This is a genomic window from Erwinia sp. 9145, from assembly GCF_000745075.1.
In the GTDB taxonomy this organism is placed as follows: Bacteria; Pseudomonadota; Gammaproteobacteria; order Enterobacterales; family Enterobacteriaceae; genus Erwinia; species Erwinia oleae.
Genome location: NZ_JQNE01000001.1, coordinates 3,275,071 through 3,294,796, shown reverse-complemented (window position 1 = coordinate 3,294,796; position 19,726 = coordinate 3,275,071). Strand labels below are relative to the sequence as shown.

Annotated in this window: 18 protein-coding genes and 1 riboswitch; of the genes, 8 read left to right on the top strand and 10 right to left on the bottom strand. The window is 55.9% G+C overall.

All coding sequences use genetic code 11. The features are described from left to right. Window positions 1–209: 209 nt before the first annotated feature. Window positions 210–1,955 carry a DNA primase gene (dnaG, locus tag FA91_RS15615; RefSeq protein WP_034917105.1) on the bottom strand — a complete coding sequence of 582 codons (1,746 nt, stop codon included), beginning with the start codon at window positions 1,953–1,955 and terminating at the stop codon, window positions 210–212. 466 nt (window positions 1,956–2,421) lie between these two features. After that, on the bottom strand, window positions 2,422–2,637 hold the full coding sequence (gene rpsU, locus FA91_RS15610; RefSeq protein ID WP_001144069.1) for a 30S ribosomal protein S21: 216 nt from the start codon (window positions 2,635–2,637) through the stop codon (window positions 2,422–2,424). Window positions 2,638–2,934: 297 nt separating this feature from the next. Here rpsU and tsaD point away from each other — a divergent pair, with 297 nt between their 5' ends. Then, window positions 2,935–3,951: a tRNA (adenosine(37)-N6)-threonylcarbamoyltransferase complex transferase subunit TsaD gene (gene tsaD, locus FA91_RS15600; protein ID WP_034917101.1), complete on the top strand. Its 1,017-nt coding sequence runs from the start codon at window positions 2,935–2,937 to the stop codon at window positions 3,949–3,951. A 54-nt stretch (window positions 3,952–4,005) separates the two neighbouring features. Here tsaD and FA91_RS15595 read toward each other — a convergent pair whose 3' ends face one another. Together FA91_RS15595 and plsY are read right to left on the bottom strand one after the other, a co-directional pair. After that, a complete protein-coding gene (locus tag FA91_RS15595; RefSeq protein ID WP_034917098.1) occupies window positions 4,006–4,305 on the bottom strand; it encodes a hypothetical protein in 300 nt (99 codons plus the stop codon). Window positions 4,306–4,425: 120 nt separating this feature from the next. After that, window positions 4,426–5,037: a glycerol-3-phosphate 1-O-acyltransferase PlsY gene (plsY, locus tag FA91_RS15590; RefSeq protein ID WP_034917096.1), complete on the bottom strand. Its 612-nt coding sequence runs from the start codon at window positions 5,035–5,037 to the stop codon at window positions 4,426–4,428. A 107-nt stretch (window positions 5,038–5,144) separates the two neighbouring features. Here plsY and folB point away from each other — a divergent pair, with 107 nt between their 5' ends. Together folB and bacA are read left to right on the top strand one after the other, a co-directional pair. Beyond that, window positions 5,145–5,504, top strand: a complete 360-nt coding sequence (gene folB / locus FA91_RS15585; protein WP_034917094.1) for a bifunctional dihydroneopterin aldolase/7,8-dihydroneopterin epimerase — start codon at window positions 5,145–5,147, stop codon at window positions 5,502–5,504. Window positions 5,505–5,644: 140 nt separating this feature from the next. Beyond that, the gene (bacA, locus tag FA91_RS15580; protein WP_034917092.1) at window positions 5,645–6,463 is read left to right on the top strand and encodes an undecaprenyl-diphosphate phosphatase; all 819 of its coding nucleotides are present in this window, start codon (window positions 5,645–5,647) and stop codon (window positions 6,461–6,463) included. Window positions 6,464–6,493: 30 nt separating this feature from the next. Here the strand turns inward: bacA and FA91_RS15575 are convergent, their stop codons facing one another. Together FA91_RS15575 and FA91_RS15570 are read right to left on the bottom strand one after the other, a co-directional pair. Next, window positions 6,494–7,717 carry a multifunctional CCA addition/repair protein gene (locus FA91_RS15575; protein ID WP_034917090.1) on the bottom strand — a complete coding sequence of 408 codons (1,224 nt, stop codon included), beginning with the start codon at window positions 7,715–7,717 and terminating at the stop codon, window positions 6,494–6,496. A gap of 135 nt (window positions 7,718–7,852) precedes the next feature. Next, window positions 7,853–8,473, bottom strand: coding sequence for a TIGR04211 family SH3 domain-containing protein (locus FA91_RS15570; protein ID WP_034917089.1), 621 nt, complete (start codon window positions 8,471–8,473; stop codon window positions 7,853–7,855). A gap of 300 nt (window positions 8,474–8,773) precedes the next feature. Between FA91_RS15570 and FA91_RS15565 the strand changes: the two genes are divergently transcribed. From FA91_RS15565 to hldE, 3 genes are all read left to right on the top strand, one after another. Continuing rightward, window positions 8,774–10,078: an inorganic triphosphatase gene (locus tag FA91_RS15565; protein ID WP_034917087.1), complete on the top strand. Its 1,305-nt coding sequence runs from the start codon at window positions 8,774–8,776 to the stop codon at window positions 10,076–10,078. Between the two features lie 40 nt (window positions 10,079–10,118). Further along, the gene (glnE, locus tag FA91_RS15560) at window positions 10,119–12,953 is read left to right on the top strand and encodes a bifunctional [glutamate--ammonia ligase]-adenylyl-L-tyrosine phosphorylase/[glutamate--ammonia-ligase] adenylyltransferase (RefSeq protein ID WP_034917085.1); all 2,835 of its coding nucleotides are present in this window, start codon (window positions 10,119–10,121) and stop codon (window positions 12,951–12,953) included. Between the two features lie 115 nt (window positions 12,954–13,068). After that, the gene (gene hldE / locus FA91_RS15555) at window positions 13,069–14,496 is read left to right on the top strand and encodes a bifunctional D-glycero-beta-D-manno-heptose-7-phosphate kinase/D-glycero-beta-D-manno-heptose 1-phosphate adenylyltransferase HldE (protein ID WP_034917082.1); all 1,428 of its coding nucleotides are present in this window, start codon (window positions 13,069–13,071) and stop codon (window positions 14,494–14,496) included. A gap of 43 nt (window positions 14,497–14,539) precedes the next feature. Here hldE and FA91_RS15550 read toward each other — a convergent pair whose 3' ends face one another. Next, complete coding sequence (locus tag FA91_RS15550; protein ID WP_034917079.1) at window positions 14,540–14,836, bottom strand: accessory factor UbiK family protein; 297 nt, start codon at window positions 14,834–14,836, stop codon at window positions 14,540–14,542. Between the two features lie 146 nt (window positions 14,837–14,982). After that, a riboswitch (FMN riboswitch) is annotated at window positions 14,983–15,134 on the top strand. Between the two features lie 107 nt (window positions 15,135–15,241). Between FA91_RS15550 and ribB the strand changes: the two genes are divergently transcribed. After that, complete coding sequence (gene ribB / locus FA91_RS15540; RefSeq protein WP_034917076.1) at window positions 15,242–15,898, top strand: 3,4-dihydroxy-2-butanone-4-phosphate synthase; 657 nt, start codon at window positions 15,242–15,244, stop codon at window positions 15,896–15,898. Between the two features lie 47 nt (window positions 15,899–15,945). Here the strand turns inward: ribB and zupT are convergent, their stop codons facing one another. Beyond that, a complete protein-coding gene (gene zupT / locus FA91_RS15535) occupies window positions 15,946–16,713 on the bottom strand; it encodes a zinc transporter ZupT (RefSeq protein WP_034917075.1) in 768 nt (255 codons plus the stop codon). A gap of 193 nt (window positions 16,714–16,906) precedes the next feature. Between zupT and ygiD the strand changes: the two genes are divergently transcribed. After that, window positions 16,907–17,692 (top strand): 4,5-DOPA dioxygenase extradiol, encoded by a 786-nt coding sequence (ygiD, locus tag FA91_RS15530; RefSeq protein WP_034917072.1) that lies wholly within the window; start codon window positions 16,907–16,909, stop codon window positions 17,690–17,692. Window positions 17,693–17,724: 32 nt separating this feature from the next. Here ygiD and FA91_RS15525 read toward each other — a convergent pair whose 3' ends face one another. Continuing rightward, window positions 17,725–18,885, bottom strand: a complete 1,161-nt coding sequence (locus tag FA91_RS15525; RefSeq protein WP_034917070.1) for a glutathionylspermidine synthase family protein — start codon at window positions 18,883–18,885, stop codon at window positions 17,725–17,727. 3 nt (window positions 18,886–18,888) lie between these two features. Continuing rightward, window positions 18,889–19,554: a DUF1190 family protein gene (locus FA91_RS15520; RefSeq protein WP_034917068.1), complete on the bottom strand. Its 666-nt coding sequence runs from the start codon at window positions 19,552–19,554 to the stop codon at window positions 18,889–18,891. Between the last annotated feature and the right edge of the window lie 172 nt (window positions 19,555–19,726).

Here is a 19,726-nt window from a genome sequence, read left to right as displayed (position 1 = left end):
CATTTGATTATTGCCGCTGCCCATCATAGCGGCTTCCAGGTTCGACCTGGCAGGTATACGGCACTTAAGCCGCTTTGATCTTTGTTCGGGGCTATCCTGCTTGCCATTTTTTAGCTTGCGATGAGCGCACTAAAAAAAGCCTGCCGATAACGTCCCTGAATTCTGCGTTAAACGTATTTTGAACGCGCTGATGATGCACATAGCCAGCGCTACTGCTTTTTTAATGCCTGGCTCAGCGCCCAAAATTCGCGGCGCTCTTCGGCATTCAACACATGCGTGCGATCACGCGCAATCAGCTCTTCCAGCCTGCGCTCCAGCGCGGTGTCATACATACTGGCCAGCGAATCTTTAAACATGGTTTCCACTTCATCATCTACGATCATGTGGTTCCAGGTGGCCAGGGTTTCAAGGTGCTGGCTAAATTTTGTTCCACGATACAATTCTAGTAGCTGTCCGGTGGTCAGGCCAGGATGCTCTACGCAAGTGCTCACTAACTCTACAAACAGAGCGAAGCCGGGAAGCTCGGAACTCTCCAGTCCGGCCAGAGAGGGAACCATGGTCGCCAGCTTCGGATTTTGCACCAGCAGTCCAATCAGTATACGCATGGTTGTGCGTTTTAGCTGAGGCGGCTGAACCCGTTTCGCTTTTTCAGACTGCTGCGGCAGTAGTTTCTCCAACTGAACGTGGTCGGGAATGCCCAGTTTGTCGCCTAAAACCTGACGAAGGTAAATGCGTAATGTTTCGCCCGGCACCTGACTTATCAGTGGCAATGCCAGCGTGGTCAACTGCGCACGGCCGTCCGGCGTACTTAAGTCTACCTGCGGCAAAAGCGTGTCGTAGAGAAACGCGGAGAGCGGCATCGCCTTTTCCATCCGCGCTTCAAAAGTTTCCTTACCTTCTTTTCGCACCAGCGTGTCCGGGTCTTCGCCGTCCGGCAAGAACATAAAGCGTAGCTGACGACCATCATTCATGTAAGGTAATGCGGTTTCCAGCGCGCGCCAGGCGGCTTCTCTTCCTGCTCTGTCGCCGTCATAACAACATATAACGTTATCGGTCGAGCGAAAAAGAAGTTGAATATGCTCAGGCGTAGTGGAGGTACCGAGCGATGCAACCGCATAATCGATACCAAACTGCGCCAGCGCGACCACGTCCATATACCCTTCGACGACTAACAGCTTCGGAGGTTCAGGCTGCTTTTTCTGCGCTTCATAAAGGCCATAAAGCTGACGGCCCTTGTGAAAAATATCGGTTTCCGGCGAGTTCAGGTATTTCGGCACTGCATCGCCAAGTACGCGCCCGCCAAATCCAATTACCCGCCCGCGCTTATCATGAATCGGAAACATCACCCGTTCACGGAAACGATCGTAGCTGCGGCCCTGCTCATTGGTGACCAGCATGCCCGCGTCAATCAGCGACTGGCGATCTTCTGGATTACTGCCAAAGCGCTTCAGGGCGTTATCCCAACCGGCAGGCGCAAAGCCGATGGAAAAATGCTGAATAACCTCTTTACTCAGGCCGCGCTGCGCAAGGTAATCGCGCGCGCCGGCGGCCTGGCTTTGCGTCAGGGCCTGCTGATAAAACTCGCTCAGGCCGGTCATTAACTGATAAAGGCTCTGCCGCTGATGCCGCTCAAGCTGGCTGGGGCCGCTGCCGCTTTCGTAGGGAATTTCCAGCCCGTGCAGCGTCGCCAGTTCTTCAATGCTTTCCACGAACTCAAGACGATCGTAGTTCATCAGGAAATCGACAGCGTTGCCGTGTGCGCCGCAGCCAAAGCAGTGATAAAACTGTTTTTCGCCGTTAACGGTGAAAGAGGGCGTTTTTTCATTATGGAAAGGACAGCAGGCGTGATAATTTTTGCCCTGCTTTTTGAGCTTCACGCGGGCATCGATAAGATCCACGATGTCCGTGCGCGCCAGCAGGTCGTTGATAAATACACGCGGAATGCGTCCAGCCATAAATCCCCTTCATCTTTCAGCCTCTGGCTGCGTTGGCTGTCTTCGCTCACTCCCATCACTTACTGATGTAAGCTCAGGGAGACTCGCTCTGTTGCCGCCTTGCCAGCAACTGAAATCTTTCGGGGATTGATTACCCTTCATCTTTCAGCCTCTGGCTGCGTTGGCTGTCTTCGCTCACTCCCGTCACTTACTGATGTAAGTTCAGGGAGACTCGCTCTGTTGCCGCCTTGCCAGCAACTGAAATCTTTCGGGGATTGATTACCCTTCATCTTTCAGCCTCTGGCTGCGTTGGCTGTCTTCGCTCACTCCCATCACTTACTGATGTAAGTTCAGGGAGACTCGCTCTGTTGCCGCCTTAACGTTAGTTCAGGGCCATAAACGGCAACAAGCCGCGCATTCCTTTCGGAAAGCACGGCCTTGATAACTACTTACTTGTCTGTGAGAGGTGAGGGCAAACCCTCAACTATTAATACAGACGAGTGCGGCGTGCGTTTTCGCGAGCCAGTTTCTTCGCGTGGCGTTTAACTGCTGACGCTTTAGCGCGCTTGCGTTCGGTCGTTGGTTTTTCGTAAAACTCACGACGACGAACTTCAGCCAGAACGCCTGCTTTTTCGCATGAACGCTTGAAACGACGCAGTGCTACGTCGAATGGCTCGTTTTCACGTACTTTAATTACCGGCATGTAACTCTCACCTCGATAAATTCGGTTTGCTGCTGGGCTTAAAGCCAGCTCATTTCAAAATGGTGCGGAATCTTACTCCAACACAGGCTGCGTTGTAAAGCACCATAGCATTAACTTACCAACAGTGCGCCCGTGCCGCTGCCGGTATTTTCAGGGCGCTTATTATATACGCTCACCTGAACGGAAGCGAAATACTTTTCCTTTTTGATCGGCCCGACGGCCCGACGCATGCTGAAAATTGCCGCGCCACGGGCTCTTCGTGGTACACTGCGCGCCGCCAGAATGAGGGTAAACGTCATGCGAGTGCTAGGAATCGAAACATCCTGCGATGAAACCGGGATCGCCATCTACGATGATGCGGCCGGGCTTCTCGCCAACCAGCTTTACAGTCAGGTAAAGCTGCATGCCGACTACGGCGGCGTGGTGCCGGAGCTGGCATCGCGCGACCACGTGCGGAAAACCGTGCCGCTGATTCAGGCCGCGTTGAAAGAGGCGGGGCTGACGTCGAAAGAGATTGACGCGGTCGCGTATACCGCCGGGCCTGGACTGGTTGGCGCGCTACTGGTTGGCGCTACGGTTGGCCGGGCGCTGGCCTTCGCCTGGAATGTTCCAGCGGTTCCGGTGCATCATATGGAAGGGCACCTGCTGGCGCCGATGCTGGAAGAGACGCCGCCCGACTTTCCCTTTGTGGCACTGCTGGTTTCCGGCGGTCATACCCAGCTTATCAGCGTGACCGGCATCGGTGAGTACAGCCTGCTGGGTGAATCCATCGACGACGCGGCTGGCGAAGCGTTCGACAAAACCGCCAAGCTGCTGGGCCTGGATTACCCGGGCGGTCCGTTACTGTCGAAAATGGCGCAGAAAGGCGTTGAAAAGCGGTTTATTTTCCCGCGCCCGATGACCGACCGACCGGGGCTGGATTTCAGTTTTTCCGGGTTAAAAACCTTCGCGGCAAACACCATTCGCAATAATAATGACGATGAGCAAACGCGCGCCGACATCGCCCGCGCCTTTGAGGATGCGGTCGTTGACACGCTGGCCATCAAATGCAAGCGTGCGCTGGAGCAAACGGGCTTTCAACGTCTGGTGATTGCGGGCGGCGTCAGCGCCAATCGCACGCTGCGGGAGAAAATGGCGGAAGTGATGAAAGCACGCGGTGGCGAAGCGTTTTATGCGCGTCCTGAATTCTGTACCGATAACGGCGCGATGATTGCCTGTGCCGGCATGGTGCGTTTGAAAGGTGGAACGCGAGGCGAACTGAGCATTACCGTTCGTCCGCGCTGGCCATTAGCGGAACTGCCTGCATTAAAATAGACAATACGGGTTTATAGGAGCCTGCCCTGGCTGAAATAAACCCGTAGCGGTACATTAGTTACCTAATATTTTCGATAGTATACCGCCGATAATGGGAATGCTTCCAATTACGCCTTCAACTGTGCCCCCAATACTACCGCCTATGGTGCTACCAACGTCTTTGCCAAGTTCAGGCATGAGATCGTTAATATTAATTGAACCTATTATCGGCAGGTCGATTTGTATGCCGCCAAATACACCCCCCACGATGCCATATAGCCCACCGCCAATAATACCGCCAACGCCGCCGCAAACATTTTCAATGATACCGCCGCCGCTCACCATAACTATTTGCTCGTGATTTAAGATTTTCATTGCTATGTCCTTATAAAATCAGATTCAGACCTGACGTAAGACAGGTTCATTAAACTTAAAAGAATCTAATCATTTAATGAGCAAGCGGCTATCGTAATTTTTCGATTTTTTATGCTGTCACTATTCATTACTCGTTTTTTCTTTCTTTCTCTTCCAGATCTTATTTTCCTGACCGCGCCACAGGCGCTGAATATTATCGTGATGACGCAGTAAAACCAGGCAAGAAAGCATGGCGACGGGGAAGGTAAACTGCGGCTTAAACCACCAGACGTAAAAAGGCGCGATCAGCGCGCTGATAATGGCGCCCAGCGACGAGTAGCCGCTCAGCAATACCGTCAGCAGCCAGGTGCCGGTCATCAGACCGGTCAAATCCCAGCCAATGGGCGCGATGGCACCAAAGGCGGTGGCGACGCCTTTGCCGCCTTTGAAGTTGAAGAAGATCGGGTAAATATGACCCAGGCATGCCGCAATGGCGGTCAGGCCGAGGTAAAGAGGCGAAACGCCGTAATGCCATGCCAGCCAGACCGGCAACATCCCTTTCAGTACGTCGAAAATCAGTACTGAAACTGCCGGAATTTTGCCGCCAATGCGCAGCACGTTAGTCGTGCCGGGATTGCCGGAGCCGTGAAGGCGGGGATCGGGTAATCTGAACAGCCGACAAACCAGAATTGCGCTGGAAACAGAGCCGCACAGATAGGCGAAAACGATCATTGCAAGCGCGAATACGCTCATAACTCCACTCCGTCCTGTAGGGGTCGTTTTATTCTCTTCATCCGTGGATAATACGCATAAACCGCCGGAAGTGGTATCCGGCAGCCTTAAAAACAGAGACGGTTATCATGGATATTGTATTTATCGAGCAGCTTTCAGTGATCACGACTATCGGCGTTTGGGAGTGGGAACAAACTATTCAGCAGAAGCTGGTGTTCGATGTCGAAATGGCCTGGGACAACCGTAAAGCTGCCGCCAGCGACGACGTGAATGACTGCCTGAGCTACGCTGACGTTTCCGAAGCCATTATCGCGCATGTGGCAGGCGGGAGATTCGCGCTGGTGGAGCGGGTGGCCGAAGAGGTGGCGACGCTGCTGCTAAATCGATTCCCTACGCCCTGGGTGCGTATCAAAGTGTGCAAACCCGGCGCGGTGGCGCAGGCAAAGCAGGTGGGTGTCATCATTGAGCGCGGGACTAATCCGAAATAAAACTATTGTGATTGCCATCACGATGAAACCAAACCACATTATTGTCTGTCATAGGCTTGCTGTTTTGCGCGAGCACTATTTGGCGGTAGCGTTGAGCCACCGCCTTTTTAATGTTTTTGATACGGATAGAGGTAGAATTGATGGCAGATATTCATCAGCTTTGGGTGGCGGCGATCCTTGGCATTGTTGAGGGCCTGACGGAGTTTCTTCCCGTCTCCTCCACCGGGCATATGATCATTGTCGGTCATCTGTTGGGGTTTGAGGGCGATACGGCTGAAACGTTTGAGGTCGTCATCCAGTTAGGCTCGATACTGGCCGTTGTGGTGATGTTCTGGCGCCGTTTGTTCGGTTTGATCGGCATCCATTTTGGTAAGGTGCCGCACGAAGGCACGGGAAAAGGTCATCTTTCCCTGATCCATATCCTGCTCGGTATGATCCCGGCGGTGGTAACAGGGCTGATTTTCCACGATGCCATCAAAACGTTGTTTAACCCTATTAATGTAATGTACGCGCTGGTCGTGGGCGGTGTCCTGCTGCTGGCGGCGGAGTACCTGAAACCTAAACAGCCAAAAGCGGTGGGCATTGACGATATGACCTATCGTCAGGCGTTTGTGATTGGCTGCTTCCAGTGTCTGGCGCTGTGGCCTGGTTTTTCCCGTTCGGGTGCAACCATCTCTGGCGGGATGCTGATGGGCGTGAGTCGCTACGCGGCTTCTGAGTTCTCATTCATTCTGGCCGTGCCGATGATGATGGGCGCCACGGTGCTCGATCTTTATAAAAGCATCGGCTTCCTGAAAATGGATGATTTGCCGATGTTTGCTGTGGGCTTTCTCACCGCCTTTGTGGTGGCGCTGATTGCCATTAAAGTATTCCTGCGCCTGATCCAGAACATCTCCTTTGTTCCTTTTGCCATCTACCGCTTTATTGTCGCGGCAGCAGTTTATATGGTCTTCATGTAAGCAAGATGATGCGGGCCGTCAGGCCCGCGTTCACGCCTGCTCTTTCCATTCGCTCAGCGCTGAAATACGTCTTCCCGTTAACTCTTCCCGCACTTCGCTGCCCTTAAAACCGGCCTCAACCACCGCTTTGGTGGAGACAGCGCGTGCTACAGCAAAGGCCTGGCGCAAATAGTCGCCCTGCGGATAGGGATTATTTTCGAAGCCGGTGCGCCCGCGCGCGTCTGCTTCGCTGGTCAGCGCGATCTGCTCAATGCGCTGCGGCTTGCGCCAGGCGTCCACGCGATCAAACAGCGCCACCAGCGCCTCTGGCGTTTGTCGCTCAATGGTATGTACCACGTCATGAAATTCGGTCACCAGTAGCGCCAGGTCGCGAACAGCGTTGGGCACGCGCAGCCGTTGACAGAGATTTTCTACCAGCGGTACGCCAGCCGGGCCATGACCGGGATGGCTCGGCCATTTCTCGCGCGGCGTCAGCGCCTTGCCAACGTCATGAAACAGCGTGGCGAAGCGGACGTCGGTCTCATCGCTGAGCTGCGCCACAATCGCCAGCGTCATCAACGTATGCACGCCGGTGTCAATTTCCGGGTGCCACTTCGCAGGTGCGGGAACGCCATAGAGGTTATCGAGTTCGGGAAACAGCACGGCCAGCGCGCCACAGTCTCGCAGCACCTGAAAATAGACCTGGGGAGAGGGCGTCTGCAATGCCTTTTCCGTCTCCTTCCACACACGCTCAGCCGTCAGCGCGCTCAGTTCACCGCTGGCGGCCATCGACTGCATTAACGTCAGCGTTTCCGGCGCGATGGTAAAATCGAGATGCGCAAAGCGTGCAGCAAAACGCGCCACGCGCAGCACGCGCAGCGGATCTTCGCTGAAGGCGTTGGAAACATGACGTAGCTGCCGCTGAGTAATATCCTGTCGGCCATGGTAGGGATCATAAAAGCTGCCGCTTTCGTCCTGCGCGATGGCATTGATGGTCAGATCGCGGCGCTGCAAATCCTGTTCGAGAGTGACGTCTGGCGCAGCGTAGCAGCTAAAGCCGGTATAGCCGGTGCCGTTTTTGCGCTCCGTTCTGGCCAGCGCATACTCTTCATGCGTTTTCGGGTGGAGAAACACCGGGAAATCGCGACCAACCTGCGCATAGCCTTTATCCAGCATCTCCTGCGGCGAGGCCCCGACCACCACCCAATCTTTATCTGTGACCGGCAGGTCGAGCAGCGCGTCACGTACTGCCCCTCCGACAAGGTAAGTCTTCACTAACACAGCTCCTGAATCCGTCATTTCAATCAGCATACGCGATGTTAGCGGCAGGCCCCAAATTTACCAGGAAAATCCTTGGGCGCGCCACGACAAAAAGGGCATCAACGGATGCCCTGCTAAAGACTGAAAAACTCAGTTCATCCAGCGATCTTTCTTCTTCCTGCTGGGGATCATGTGCGGCAGCAGCAGGCCCAGCAGCAGACCGACGCCAGCAACGCCGCCGCCGTACATAAACCACTGCATGATAATCGCGCGCTGCTTGTCATCAAGCTGCACGTTGGCAGCATTAACTTTTTTCTGCGCGACCACCAACTCGTTTTTCAGCTTCTGGTTTTCATCTTTTAACTGATTAATTGCGCCGTCGCTGCCTGCCACTTTTTTCTGCATCTCTGCGGTGCGCTGATTCCAGCTGCCGTCAATATTCGTCAGCTTGTCGGTCAGTTCTTTAACCTGCTTTTCCAGTTCCGGCACGCGCGTACGCAGGCTGGGTTGCTCGCTGAGCTGCGCCAGCGGGATCCAGGTGGTTCGTCCGGTTTGGTCACGAATTTGCGCATAATTCGTGGCGCTGTTGGTTTGCAGCAGCGTCACTTCTTCACCGGCGTTCAGCGTGCCGACCAGGCGATAATCATTGCTGGGGCCACTGCGCACCCAGGTGGAGAGCTCATCGGAGATATAGCGTTTTTCTTCAGCGTGAACGGAGGCAGCGACGCTAAACGTAAGTAAAGTAAGGCCAATAACGTGTCTTTTATTCATTCGATGTCTTTTTTATATCAGTCCTGGTTAAAAAAGTAATGGCACAGTCTGGAACCGCCTCGCACAAAGCTGAATGAGAACTATCCTGTTCTCATTTCTGGCCGGGCCGTTGCGCAAAAGAGGAAGAAAGCCGAGACAGCTACGGTAATTCTGCATTACTCTTCACGCTATGAATGGCGGGTAGTGCATCCCATCAGACGCTCTTTTATCGGTAGTTTTCCCCGAAAAAAGCAAAAAAGAGAACGCCACAACGCGCCAGAAACCCAAAAACCGTACCGGTAATCATTAAATCAAGAAGATATGACCATTGAGATTGAAATAAAGTTCATTGCAACCCCCGATGCGGCATCAGAATTGCCGACTCAGCTCACAGCGTGGCCTCACGAACACTCGGCTGCCGAAAAGCTGACCAATATCTATTACGAAACCAAAGATGCGCAACTGCGGCGCTGGGATATGGGCCTGCGTATTCGTGGCTTTGGCGACAGCTATGAAATGACACTGAAAACGGCAGGGCAGAGCGTTGGCGGCCTGCATCAGCGGCAGGAATATAATATTCCGCTGACGCAGCCCGACCTGGCGATTGAAAAACTTCCGCAGGCGGTCTGGCCTGCCGGAACGGATCTCTCCGCGCTTCAGGCACAGTTAACACCGCTGTTCAGCACCCATTTTCTGCGTGAGAAGTGGGTGGTTACTTACCGTGAAAGCGTGATTGAAGTCGCGTTTGACCGCGGTGAGGTTCGTTCCGGTGAGCTAACGGAAGCGATCAATGAAATCGAGCTTGAACTGAAATCAGGTCATCAAAAGGAACTGCTGGCATTTGCCGCCGAACTGGCCGGTATGGGCGGACTGCGTCTGGGCAGTCTGAGTAAAGCCGCGCGCGGCTACGCGCTGGCGCAGGGAAATCCTGCACGCGAGCGGCGGCCCTTACCGATATTAAAAGCGAAACCAAAAGCGACCATCGAAGAAGGTATGCAGAGCGCGTTCGCACTGGGTCTGGCACAGTGGCAATATCATGAGGAGCTCTGGCTGAGCGGTAATCACGACGCGTTACAGGAAATACGCCAGGCGCTGGAGACGCTTCGTCAGGCATTCACACTCTTCGGTTCACTGGTGCCGCGTAAGGCGAGCAGCGATCTACGCCAGCGGCTGGCCGTGCTGGAAGAGACGCTGAAAGCAGACGATCTGCATGCGGAAACACTCTGCTTTGCAGCAGATTCTCTACTGGCCCAGTTAGCACTTACCAACTGGATAGCCACGCAGGGATGGCGGGACTTTGTCAGCGCCGAAGCGGATGTCAAACTTCAGGCTTCTTTTAAGCGCTTCAGCGATATCATGTTAGGCCGCATTGCCGCCGATCTCAAAAGCACGTTTGATAAAATTCGTCACATCAATGAGTATCAGGACAAGCTGCCGCGACTGAACCATCAGCTACTGGCGGTGCGGCTTCTGGCGGGAGCGTATGAGCCATCGGCGGTCTACGGTTGGCTTAGCGGCTGGGAGCGGCTTGCGTTGGCGATTGAAACCCACGATCGTAGCTGGCTTGAGAACGCAGGTCATGACGTACTGAGAACGCCTGCTTTCTGGAAAAATGGCAGCCTCTGACCACGCTGCCTGACGAACGCCATACATAAAGGGAGTATTTATGTCTTCATCCCCTTCGCCGGAACTGCCGCCGCTGCTGGCGGAGGCGGCCAGCCGTACGCTGGATCTACCTGATGAGCCAACCGGCCCGCAGCGTGCCGTGCTGGCCTTCAGCGATTTCATTCGTGAGAACCTCACCCGTCATCCCGAATGGTGGCAGCGGCTGAACGCGCAGCCGCCACGGCCCGATGAATGGCAGCACTACGAAAGCTGGCTGGCGGAAAGGCTGGCCGAAGTGGGGGATGAAAACGCGCTGATGCGCGAGCTGCGTCTGTTCCGGCGTCATATGCTGACGCGTATCGCCTGGATGCAGGCGCTGGCGAGCAGCACAACCGGGGCATCGCTGAAGCAGCTCAGCGAACTGGCCGAAGTGCTGATCGTCGCCGCGCGCGACTGGCTATGGCACGCCTGCTGCCACGAGTTTGGCACGCCGATGAATGCGCAGGGTGAGCCGCAGCCGCTGCTGATTTTAGGTATGGGCAAGCTGGGCGGCGGCGAACTGAACTTCTCTTCCGATATCGATCTGATTTTCACCTGGCCAGAGAATGGCACAACCCGGGGCGGCAGACGGGAACTGGACAACGCGCAGTTTTTTACCCGCCTTGGTCAGCGACTGATTAAGGTGCTGGATCAACCCACGGCGGAGGGCTTTGTTTACCGCGTCGATATGCGCCTGCGGCCCTTTGGCGACAGCGGACCGCTGGTGCTCAGCTTTGCTGCGTTGGAAGATTACTATCAGGAGCAGGGCCGCGACTGGGAGCGTTATGCGATGGTAAAAGCGCGGGTAATGGGCGATCGCAATGACCGCTGGAGCCAGGAGCTTCAGCAGATGCTGCGACCGTTTGTCTATCGTCGCTACATCGACTTCAGCGTGATCCAGTCGCTGCGCAACATGAAAAGCATGATCGCTCGCGAGGTGCGACGACGCGGCCTGACCGATAACATCAAGCTTGGCGCGGGCGGCATTCGTGAGATTGAATTTATCGTGCAGGTCTTTCAGCTGATCCGCGGCGGTCGTGAAAGAACGCTTCAGCTTCGTTCGCTGCCAGCGGCGCTGGGGGCTATTGCCAGTCTTAATCTGTTGCCTGCCGCGCAGGCGACCCTGTTGCAGACGGTATGGCTGTTCCTGCGTCGCCTGGAAAATTTGTTGCAAAGCCTCAACGATGAGCAAACGCAGACGCTGCCCGCCGATGAGCTTAACCGCGCGCGACTGGCGTGGGCGATGGGGTTTGCCGACTGGAGCGCGCTTTATCAGCAGCTTAATCAGCATATGCAGTCGGTGCGGGCGATCTTCGACGAACTGATTGGCGATGATACGCCCGACGCGGGCAGCAACAAAGAGGCGGAGGAGTTTGGTACGCTCTGGCAGGATCGGCTGGAAGAGGCCGAACTGACGCCTTTAGTCCCGCACCTGGACGCACAGACGCGTCAGCGTCTGCTGCGGGCGATAAACGATTTTCATCGCGATGTGGATAAACGCACCGTCGGCCCGCGCGGTCGTCAGGCGCTGGATCAGTTGATGCCGCGTTTGCTTTGCGAGGTGTGCCCGCGCGACGACGCGGCCGTCGTGCTGGAGCGACTGATCCCGCTTCTGCTGGGCGTGTTGACGCGTACCACCTACCTGGAGTTGCTTACCGAATATCCTGCCGCGCTGAAGCATCTGGTTCATCTCTGTGCCGCGTCGCCGATGGTAGCCAGCCAGCTTGCACGCTATCCGCTGCTGCTCGATGAACTGCTCGATCCGGCCACGCTTTATCAGCCAACCGCCACGGATGCCTATCGCGATGAGCTGCGCCAGTACCTGTTGCGCATTCCCGAAGAGGATGAGGAGCAGCAACTGGAGGCGTTGCGGCAGTTTAAGCAGGCGCAGCAGTTGCGTATTGCGGCTGCCGATATCGCCGGAACGCTGCCGGTGATGAAAGTGAGCGATCACCTTACCTGGCTGGCGGAAGCGATAATTGAACAGGTCGTGCAGCAGGCCTGGCAAATGATGGTGCAGCGCTTTGGTCGTCCGCAGCACCTTGAAAACGCGCAGACGCGTGGGTTTGCGGTGATTGGCTATGGCAAACTTGGCGGTTGGGAACTGGGTTACAGTTCCGATCTTGACCTTGTTTTCCTGCATGACTGCCCGGCCGATTCTGTTACCTCCGGCGAGCGTAGCATCGATAGCCGACAGTTCTACCTGCGGCTGGCGCAGCGGGTGATGCACCTGTTCAGCACCCGGACGTCATCGGGCATTCTCTATGAGGTGGATGCGCGCCTGCGGCCTTCCGGGGCGGCGGGAATGCTGGTCAGCACGTTTGCCGCCTTTGATGAGTATCAGCGGCAGGAAGCCTGGACGTGGGAACATCAGGCGCTGTCGCGTGCGCGCATCGTGTTCGGCGAACCGGCGTTGAGCCAGCGCTTTGACGATATCCGACGTGGTGTCCTGTGCCTGCCCCGCGAACCAGAGAAACTCAAAACCGAGGTGCGCGAAATGCGTGAAAAAATGCGCGCGCATCTGGGTAATAAGCACAAAGGCCGCTGGGATATCAAAGCGGATCGCGGCGGCATTACCGACATTGAATTTATTACGCAGTATCTGGTGCTGCGGTATGCGGCTGAGGCGCCGGAACTGACCCGCTGGTCGGATAACGTGCGCGTGCTTGAACTGCTGGCCAACCACGGACTGATTGACGATGAAGAAGCGCGCGCGCTGACAAAAGCCTATGTGACGCTGCGTGATGAGCTGCATCACCTGGCGCTACAGGAGCAGCCGGGGCATGTGCCGCCGGAAACCTTCAGCGCTGAGCAGGCGACGGTCAACGCCAGCTGGCAACGCTGGTTCGAAGCGTAGCGTTCCGTGTATCCATGCGGCGGCGCCCTGAAAGATGATGGCTAAAATGGGCGGGATAATCAGCTTGTGATATTATCGCGCGCACTATTTTTGACTTCGGCCTGGAGTATCTGGAATGAAAATTACGCTGCCCAATTTTAAGCGTGCGGGTGTTCTGGTAGTTGGCGACGTGATGCTGGATCGCTACTGGTACGGCCCAACCAGCCGCATCTCGCCGGAAGCGCCGGTTCCGGTGGTGAAAGTGGATAGCGTGGAAGAGCGTCCCGGCGGTGCAGCAAACGTGGCTATGAATATCGCGTCGCTTGGCGCGTCCTCCCGGCTGGTGGGCCTGACCGGCACCGACGATGCAGCCCGGGCGCTGAACAGCACGCTCACCGGCGTGAACGTACAGTGTGATTTTGTGGCCGTTTCCACCCACCCGACCATTACCAAACTGCGCGTGCTTTCGCGCAACCAGCAGCTTATCCGGCTTGATTTTGAAGAGGGCTTTGAGGGGATCGATCCTGAACCTTTGCATCAGCGTATTCGTCAGTCGCTGTCTGATGCAGGCGCACTGGTGCTCTCTGATTACGCCAAGGGCGCGCTGGCCAGCGTCGAAACGATTATCCGCATCGCGCGCGACGCGAAGGTGCCGGTACTGGTCGACCCGAAAGGCACGGACTTTGAGCGCTATCGCGGCGCCACTATTCTGACGCCGAATCTGTCGGAATTTGAAGCCGTCGCGGGCAAATGCGCCAGTGAAGAAGAGATCGTGTCGCGCGGTATGGCGCTGATGCAGCAGTTCGAACTCTCTGCGCTACTGGTGACGCGTTCAGAAAATGGTATGACGCTGCTCCAGCCGGGCAAGGCGCCGTTCCACCTGCCGACCCAGGCGCAGGAAGTTTATGACGTCACCGGGGCAGGCGATACGGTGATTGGTGTGCTGGCGGCGGCGCTGGCGGCAGGCAACACGCTGGAAGAGAGCTGCTTCCTCGCTAACGCGGCGGCGGGCGTGGTGGTCGGCAAACTGGGTACTTCTACCGTTTCCACCGTTGAACTGGAAAATGCGATCCGCGCCCGTCCTGAGTCGGGCTTTGGCGTGATGAACGAAGAGCAGCTTAAAGACGCGGTGGCGCTGGCGCGTCAGCGCGGCGAAAAGGTGGTAATGACCAACGGCTGTTTCGACATTCTGCACGCCGGGCATGTCTCCTATCTGGCTAACGCGCGTAAGCTGGGCGATCGGCTGATCGTGGCGGTCAACAGCGATGCATCAACCAAACGTCTCAAGGGCGAGAGCCGTCCGGTTAATCCACTGGTTAACCGTATGATTGTGCTGGGCGCGCTGGAGGCGGTCGACTGGGTGGTCGCTTTCGAGGAAGACACGCCGCAGCGGCTGATTGCCGACGTGCTGCCGGATCTGCTGGTGAAAGGCGGAGATTACAAGCCGGAAGAGATTGCGGGCAGTAAAGAGGTTTGGGCCAACGGCGGCGACGTGCGCGTGCTGAATTTCGAAGACGGTATCTCAACCAGTAACATCATCAAAACCATCCGTTCGCAAAAGTGAGGGGATAATAAGTAAAAAGGGCGCATATGGCGCCCTTTTTCGCTTATAAATCTTCCGTTTTGAGCACCCCGGCAACGGGGGCTGCACTTTGCGGCACCGCGCCGCGGCTTTCAAGATCGGCAATACGCTGTTCCAGCGCCGCCAGTTTCTCACGCGTGCGCAGCAGCACCTGCGTCTGCACATCAAACTCTTCACGATTTACCAGATCCAGACGGGTCAGCTGTGACTGAAGCGTTTGACGGATCCTTTTCTCGACGTCGTCGCCAAACTCGCGAATGCCTTTCGGCATGGATTCATGGACCTGACGTGCGAGCTGTTCAATTTTTTTAGGGTCGATCATGGCGGCTTCCTGATAGCGGCAAATTTTATTAAGTGTAATGCCATAACCTGAAAGGATAAACCCGAAAAAGCCAAAGCCGGAAAATGGATAACGACAGGCACATTTTGTACATTGCCCTGTTGTTTTTTCAGGGTTATAGTAATCGTGCTTATTCTCAGGGCGGGGCGAAATTCCCCACCGGCGGTAAATCAGCTCACGCTGAAAGCCCGCGAGCGCTTCAGGCTTCCTGGCCTGAAGGTCAGCAGATCCGGTGTGATTCCGGGGCCGACGGTTAAAGTCCGGATGGGAGAGGGTAACGCATCTGTCGGGCCTGTGCCCGCCTTGCCGTTATTTTTTGTCACCGTTTGACACTCCTAAGCACGCCCTGGTTCTGGTAACCCATAAATTTTATAAGGTTTTATTACCATGAATCAGACGCTACTTTCTGAATTTGGCACGCCTGAACAGCGTGTGGAACGAGCCATTGCCGCACTGCGCGACGGTCGCGGCGTAATGGTGCTGGATGATGAAGATCGCGAAAATGAAGGCGACATGATCTTTGCCGCCGAAACCATGACCGTTGAGCAGATGGCGCTGACCATTCGTCACGGCAGCGGCATCGTTTGCCTCTGTCTGACCGAAGATCGCCGCCGCCAGCTTGAGCTGCCGATGATGGTTGAAGATAACACCAGCGCCTACGGCACCGGTTTTACCGTTACCATCGAAGCAGCAAAAGGCGTGACGACCGGCGTATCGGCGAAAGACCGGATCACCACCATTCGCGCTGCCATTGCGGATGACGCGAAGCCCGGCGATCTGAATCGCCCCGGTCATGTTTTCCCGCTTCGCGCGCGCGAAGGCGGCGTGCTGACCCGCGGCGGTCATACCGAAGCCACTATCGATCTGGTCACCCTGGCCGGTTTCAAACCGGCAGGCGTATTGTGCGAACTGACCAATGATGACGGCTCAATGGCTCACGCGCCGGAAGCGGTGGTTTTCGCCAAACAGCATGCTATGCCGGTGGTGACGATTGAGGATCTGGTGGCGTGGCGCCGCAGCCACGAAACCCGTCAGGCAAGCTGAGCGAAGCCGACACGTTAAAAACCGGGCCTGGCCCGGTTTTTTTATGCTTAACCGACGCCGCTGCTTTGTAGCAGCGTCAGGCTGAATCCCATTACCGTCATGCCGCACAGCACGCCGTAGCTCGGATTACCGTGTGGATCGACGTCACGCGCCAGCGGCATCAGTTCATCCACGGAAAGCGCGACCATAATGCCAGCCACCGCCGCCATTACCGCGCCCATTACCACTGGCGACAGCAACGGGCCGAGCAGCATGAACGCCATCACGCCGCCCGCAATTTCCGCCATGCCCGACAACCCTGCCCAAAATAGCGCTTTACGCTTTGAGCCGGTTGCGGCAAACATTGGCCCGGCAACGGCCAGCCCTTCGGGAATGTTATGGATGGCAACGGCCAGCGCAATGCCAAAGCCGAGTTCAATATCGCTGCTGGCGGTAACGTAAGTGGCCACGCCCTCAGGAAAATTATGCAGGCTGATGCCGAGCGTGAGTAAAATAGCAGTGCGGCGCAGGCTGGCTGGCGTGCCGGGAGATGCGGACAAATCCTGCGGATGCTGATGAGGCAGCAGGCGATCGAGTGCATAATAGCCCAGCAGTCCGGCGATAAACATGCCGTAACCGAGAACCGGCGACATGCCCTGCGCATTCAGTGCGGCAGGCAGCATCTCCATCAGCGAGATAAGCAGCATGATCCCGGCGGCAAAACCAAGCGAAAAAGCCAGCACGCGGTTTGAAGGTTTCTGCCCGATCACGCCCAGAAACGCGCCGATAAAAGTGGCGCCACCGGCGAGCACGGTCAATAACAGCGGCACGGACATGCGTTTCTCCCCTCACAAAATGAAAAGTATAGCCTTGGCTATACATTGCAGACAATTTAGCACTCCGTTCGTAAAGAAACGTTACCTGTTCGTCAAATTTCCTGAAAATCTTCATCATGACTCTCCGCGTTTATCACGACGAAAAAGCGCGTAATGTAGCCATCATTAAGGTAATTCGTAGAGGGTATTTACAATGAGTAAGTTACGCATGCCCGCGCTTTTTCTTGGACACGGCAGCCCGATGAACGTGCTGGAAGAGAATACCTGGACCCAGACCTGGCGCAGACTGGGAGAAACGCTGCCGCGGCCAGAGGCGATCCTCGCCGTTTCCGCACACTGGTACACAAACGGTACCGCCGTCACTGCCATGGAAAAACCGCGCACCATCCACGATTTTGGCGGCTTTCCGCAGGCGCTGTTCGATACGCACTATCCTGCGCCCGGTTCGCCCGCGCTGGCGCGTAAGATAGCTGACGCGCTCTCGCCGCTGGCCGTACAGCAGGATCTGGCGTGGGGATTGGATCACGGCTCATGGGGCGTGTTGATCAAAATGTATCCGGATGCGGACATTCCGGTTGTACAGCTGAGCGTGGACGCCACAAAGCCGCCGTTATGGCACTTTGAACTGGGTCGCAAGCTGGCAGCGCTACGCGAACAGGGCGTGATGATCGTCGCCAGCGGCAACGTGGTGCATAATCTGCGCACGGCACGCTTTCAGGGCGAGGCGGAACCCTATCCCTGGGCCCGGTCGTTTGATCGCTACGTTCGCGACAATATTGGCTGGGAAGGGCCGGCAGAACAGCATCCGCTGGTTAACTTTATGCAACACGACGGCGCAGCGCTGTCGAATCCGACGCCGGAACACTATCTGCCGTTGCTGTATGTTCTGGGCGCGCGCGAACCCGATGAGGCCGTTTCGATACCGGTTGAGGGTCTTATCATGGGATCGTTAAGCATGCTGTCAGTGCAGGCAGGCTGAAGGGCGGTCAACTTCCGCCCTGATTTAACGCATTAACTGATAAAGGCGTGCGGATAGAAACGTGAAAGATCCTGGGTGATCAGCGCGCGATCTTCCCGCAGGCCGATCCCGGCAGGCTGATCGTCTATCAGCCAGCTGCCGATTAACGTGTAGCTATCGCCAAATTTCGGTAGCGGATGAAACTGCTGCACAATCATACCTTCTTCGCCATACGGGCCGTCGACGCGGGCAATCTCTTTACCGTTATCGATAATGCGAATATTTGCACCCTCACGGGAAAACAGCGGCTTAATCACGTATTTGTCCAGGTGCGGAACATTGTCATCTGCAAACCAGGCGGGAAGCAGATTGGGATGATTGGGGAACATTTGCCACAGCAGCGGTAGCAGCGCCTTATTCGAAATAATGCTTTTCCAGGCCGGCTCCAGCCAGCGCACGCCCGCGTCTTCCAGCTTGGTGGAAAACGTTTCACGCAGCATAAACTCCCACGGATAGAGTTTAAATAAATTGCCGATCACCTGGTCGTCAACGTCGGTGAACTGACCTTTTTCGCCTAAGCCAATATCGTCAATATAGAGAAATTCACTGGGCAGACCGGCTTCCGTCGCGCAATCCTGAAGATATTGCACCGTGCCGCGATCTTCTTCCGTATCGCGGCAGCAGGCGAAATGCAGCCAGCTAAATCCGTGCTGCTGATGCAGCGCAGCAAAGCGCTCGATCAGCTTCTCTTGCAGGCTGTTGAACTGGTCGCTCTGCGCGGGCAGATTTCCGGCGTTAAGCTGATCCTCAAGCCATAACCATTGAAAAAAAGCGGCTTCGTAGAGGGACGTCGGCGTGTCGGCGTTGTTCTCTAACAGCTTTGCGTCCGTCTTACCATCCCATGCAAGGTCAAGACGGGAATAGAGCGAGGGCTGGCTGGATTTCCATGAATCGCGCACAAAGTTCCAGGTATGCTTTGGAATGCGAAATTTCGTTAACAGTTCTTCACTGTTAACGACTTTTTCCACCACCTGTAAACACATCTGATGCAGTTCGCTGGTCACGTTTTCCAGCGTCTCAACCTGTTGCAACGTAAACTGATAGTAAGCGTCTTCACACCAGTACGGTTCACCGTGCATGGTATGAAAACGAAATCCATATTCCGTTGCTTTTTCACGCCAGCCGGGACGTTCCGTGATGGGTAAACGTTTCACCCGTCAGCCTCCAAAGGAGCGACGTGAACCTGAGGTCGCGCTGCTGCGTTGCATAGTCGACTGCTTCGCCACGCTTTCGCCAAAGCCGCCACGGGTCACCGTACTGGTGGTCGCCGGTTTTGGCGCCAGTGCGGTTTTCGGTACGGTCATAGTGCGGCCCGGGGTCGCATTGCCGAAGCTTTTGCCCGCGGCGTCAACGAATTTACCGTTAGCAGGACTGTTTGGCGCACGAGAAGTAAACAGCGGCTGAGGCGCAACGCGACCGCCGCCCATCATGCGACCCATCATATAACCGGCCATCAGCGGCATCCAGAAGCTGCCGCTCTGCTGCGACTCGGCATTGGTGTTGCCGACACCGGCCTGCGCCGGTGCCTGCTGGCACTGGCCTTCGCCAAACTCTGCCACACACTCTTCGCGGCTGGCGTATTTCGGCGCGGTTTTGGCCGCCTCTTTTTGCGCGTCGTTAAATGCGGTGGTGCACTGCTCGCTTTTGCCAGGATTGGCGCTTGAGCAGTCGTCGGCATTCTGATAAAGCGAAACCGTTTCATCCGCCTGCTCACAACCGGCAAGCATAAAAACAGCGCTGACGGCGAAAGCGACGGGTGTTAAGTGTCGTGCGCTCCAGCTTTTGCGAAAGGAGGCATGATTAATATTTTTTGTCCGTTTCATCATTATTGTCCTGAGCCCAGAGTAAGGGGACAGGATAGGGGAATGGCGCTGAAAAATGAAGCGAGAAGGCCGCAATGGTGGTGGGTATTTACACAGCTATACGTTCGTCAGATCGTTTGCGTGCGTCCACCCAATGCGGACGCACGCGAAGAGCTTATCTACAAAATCAGCA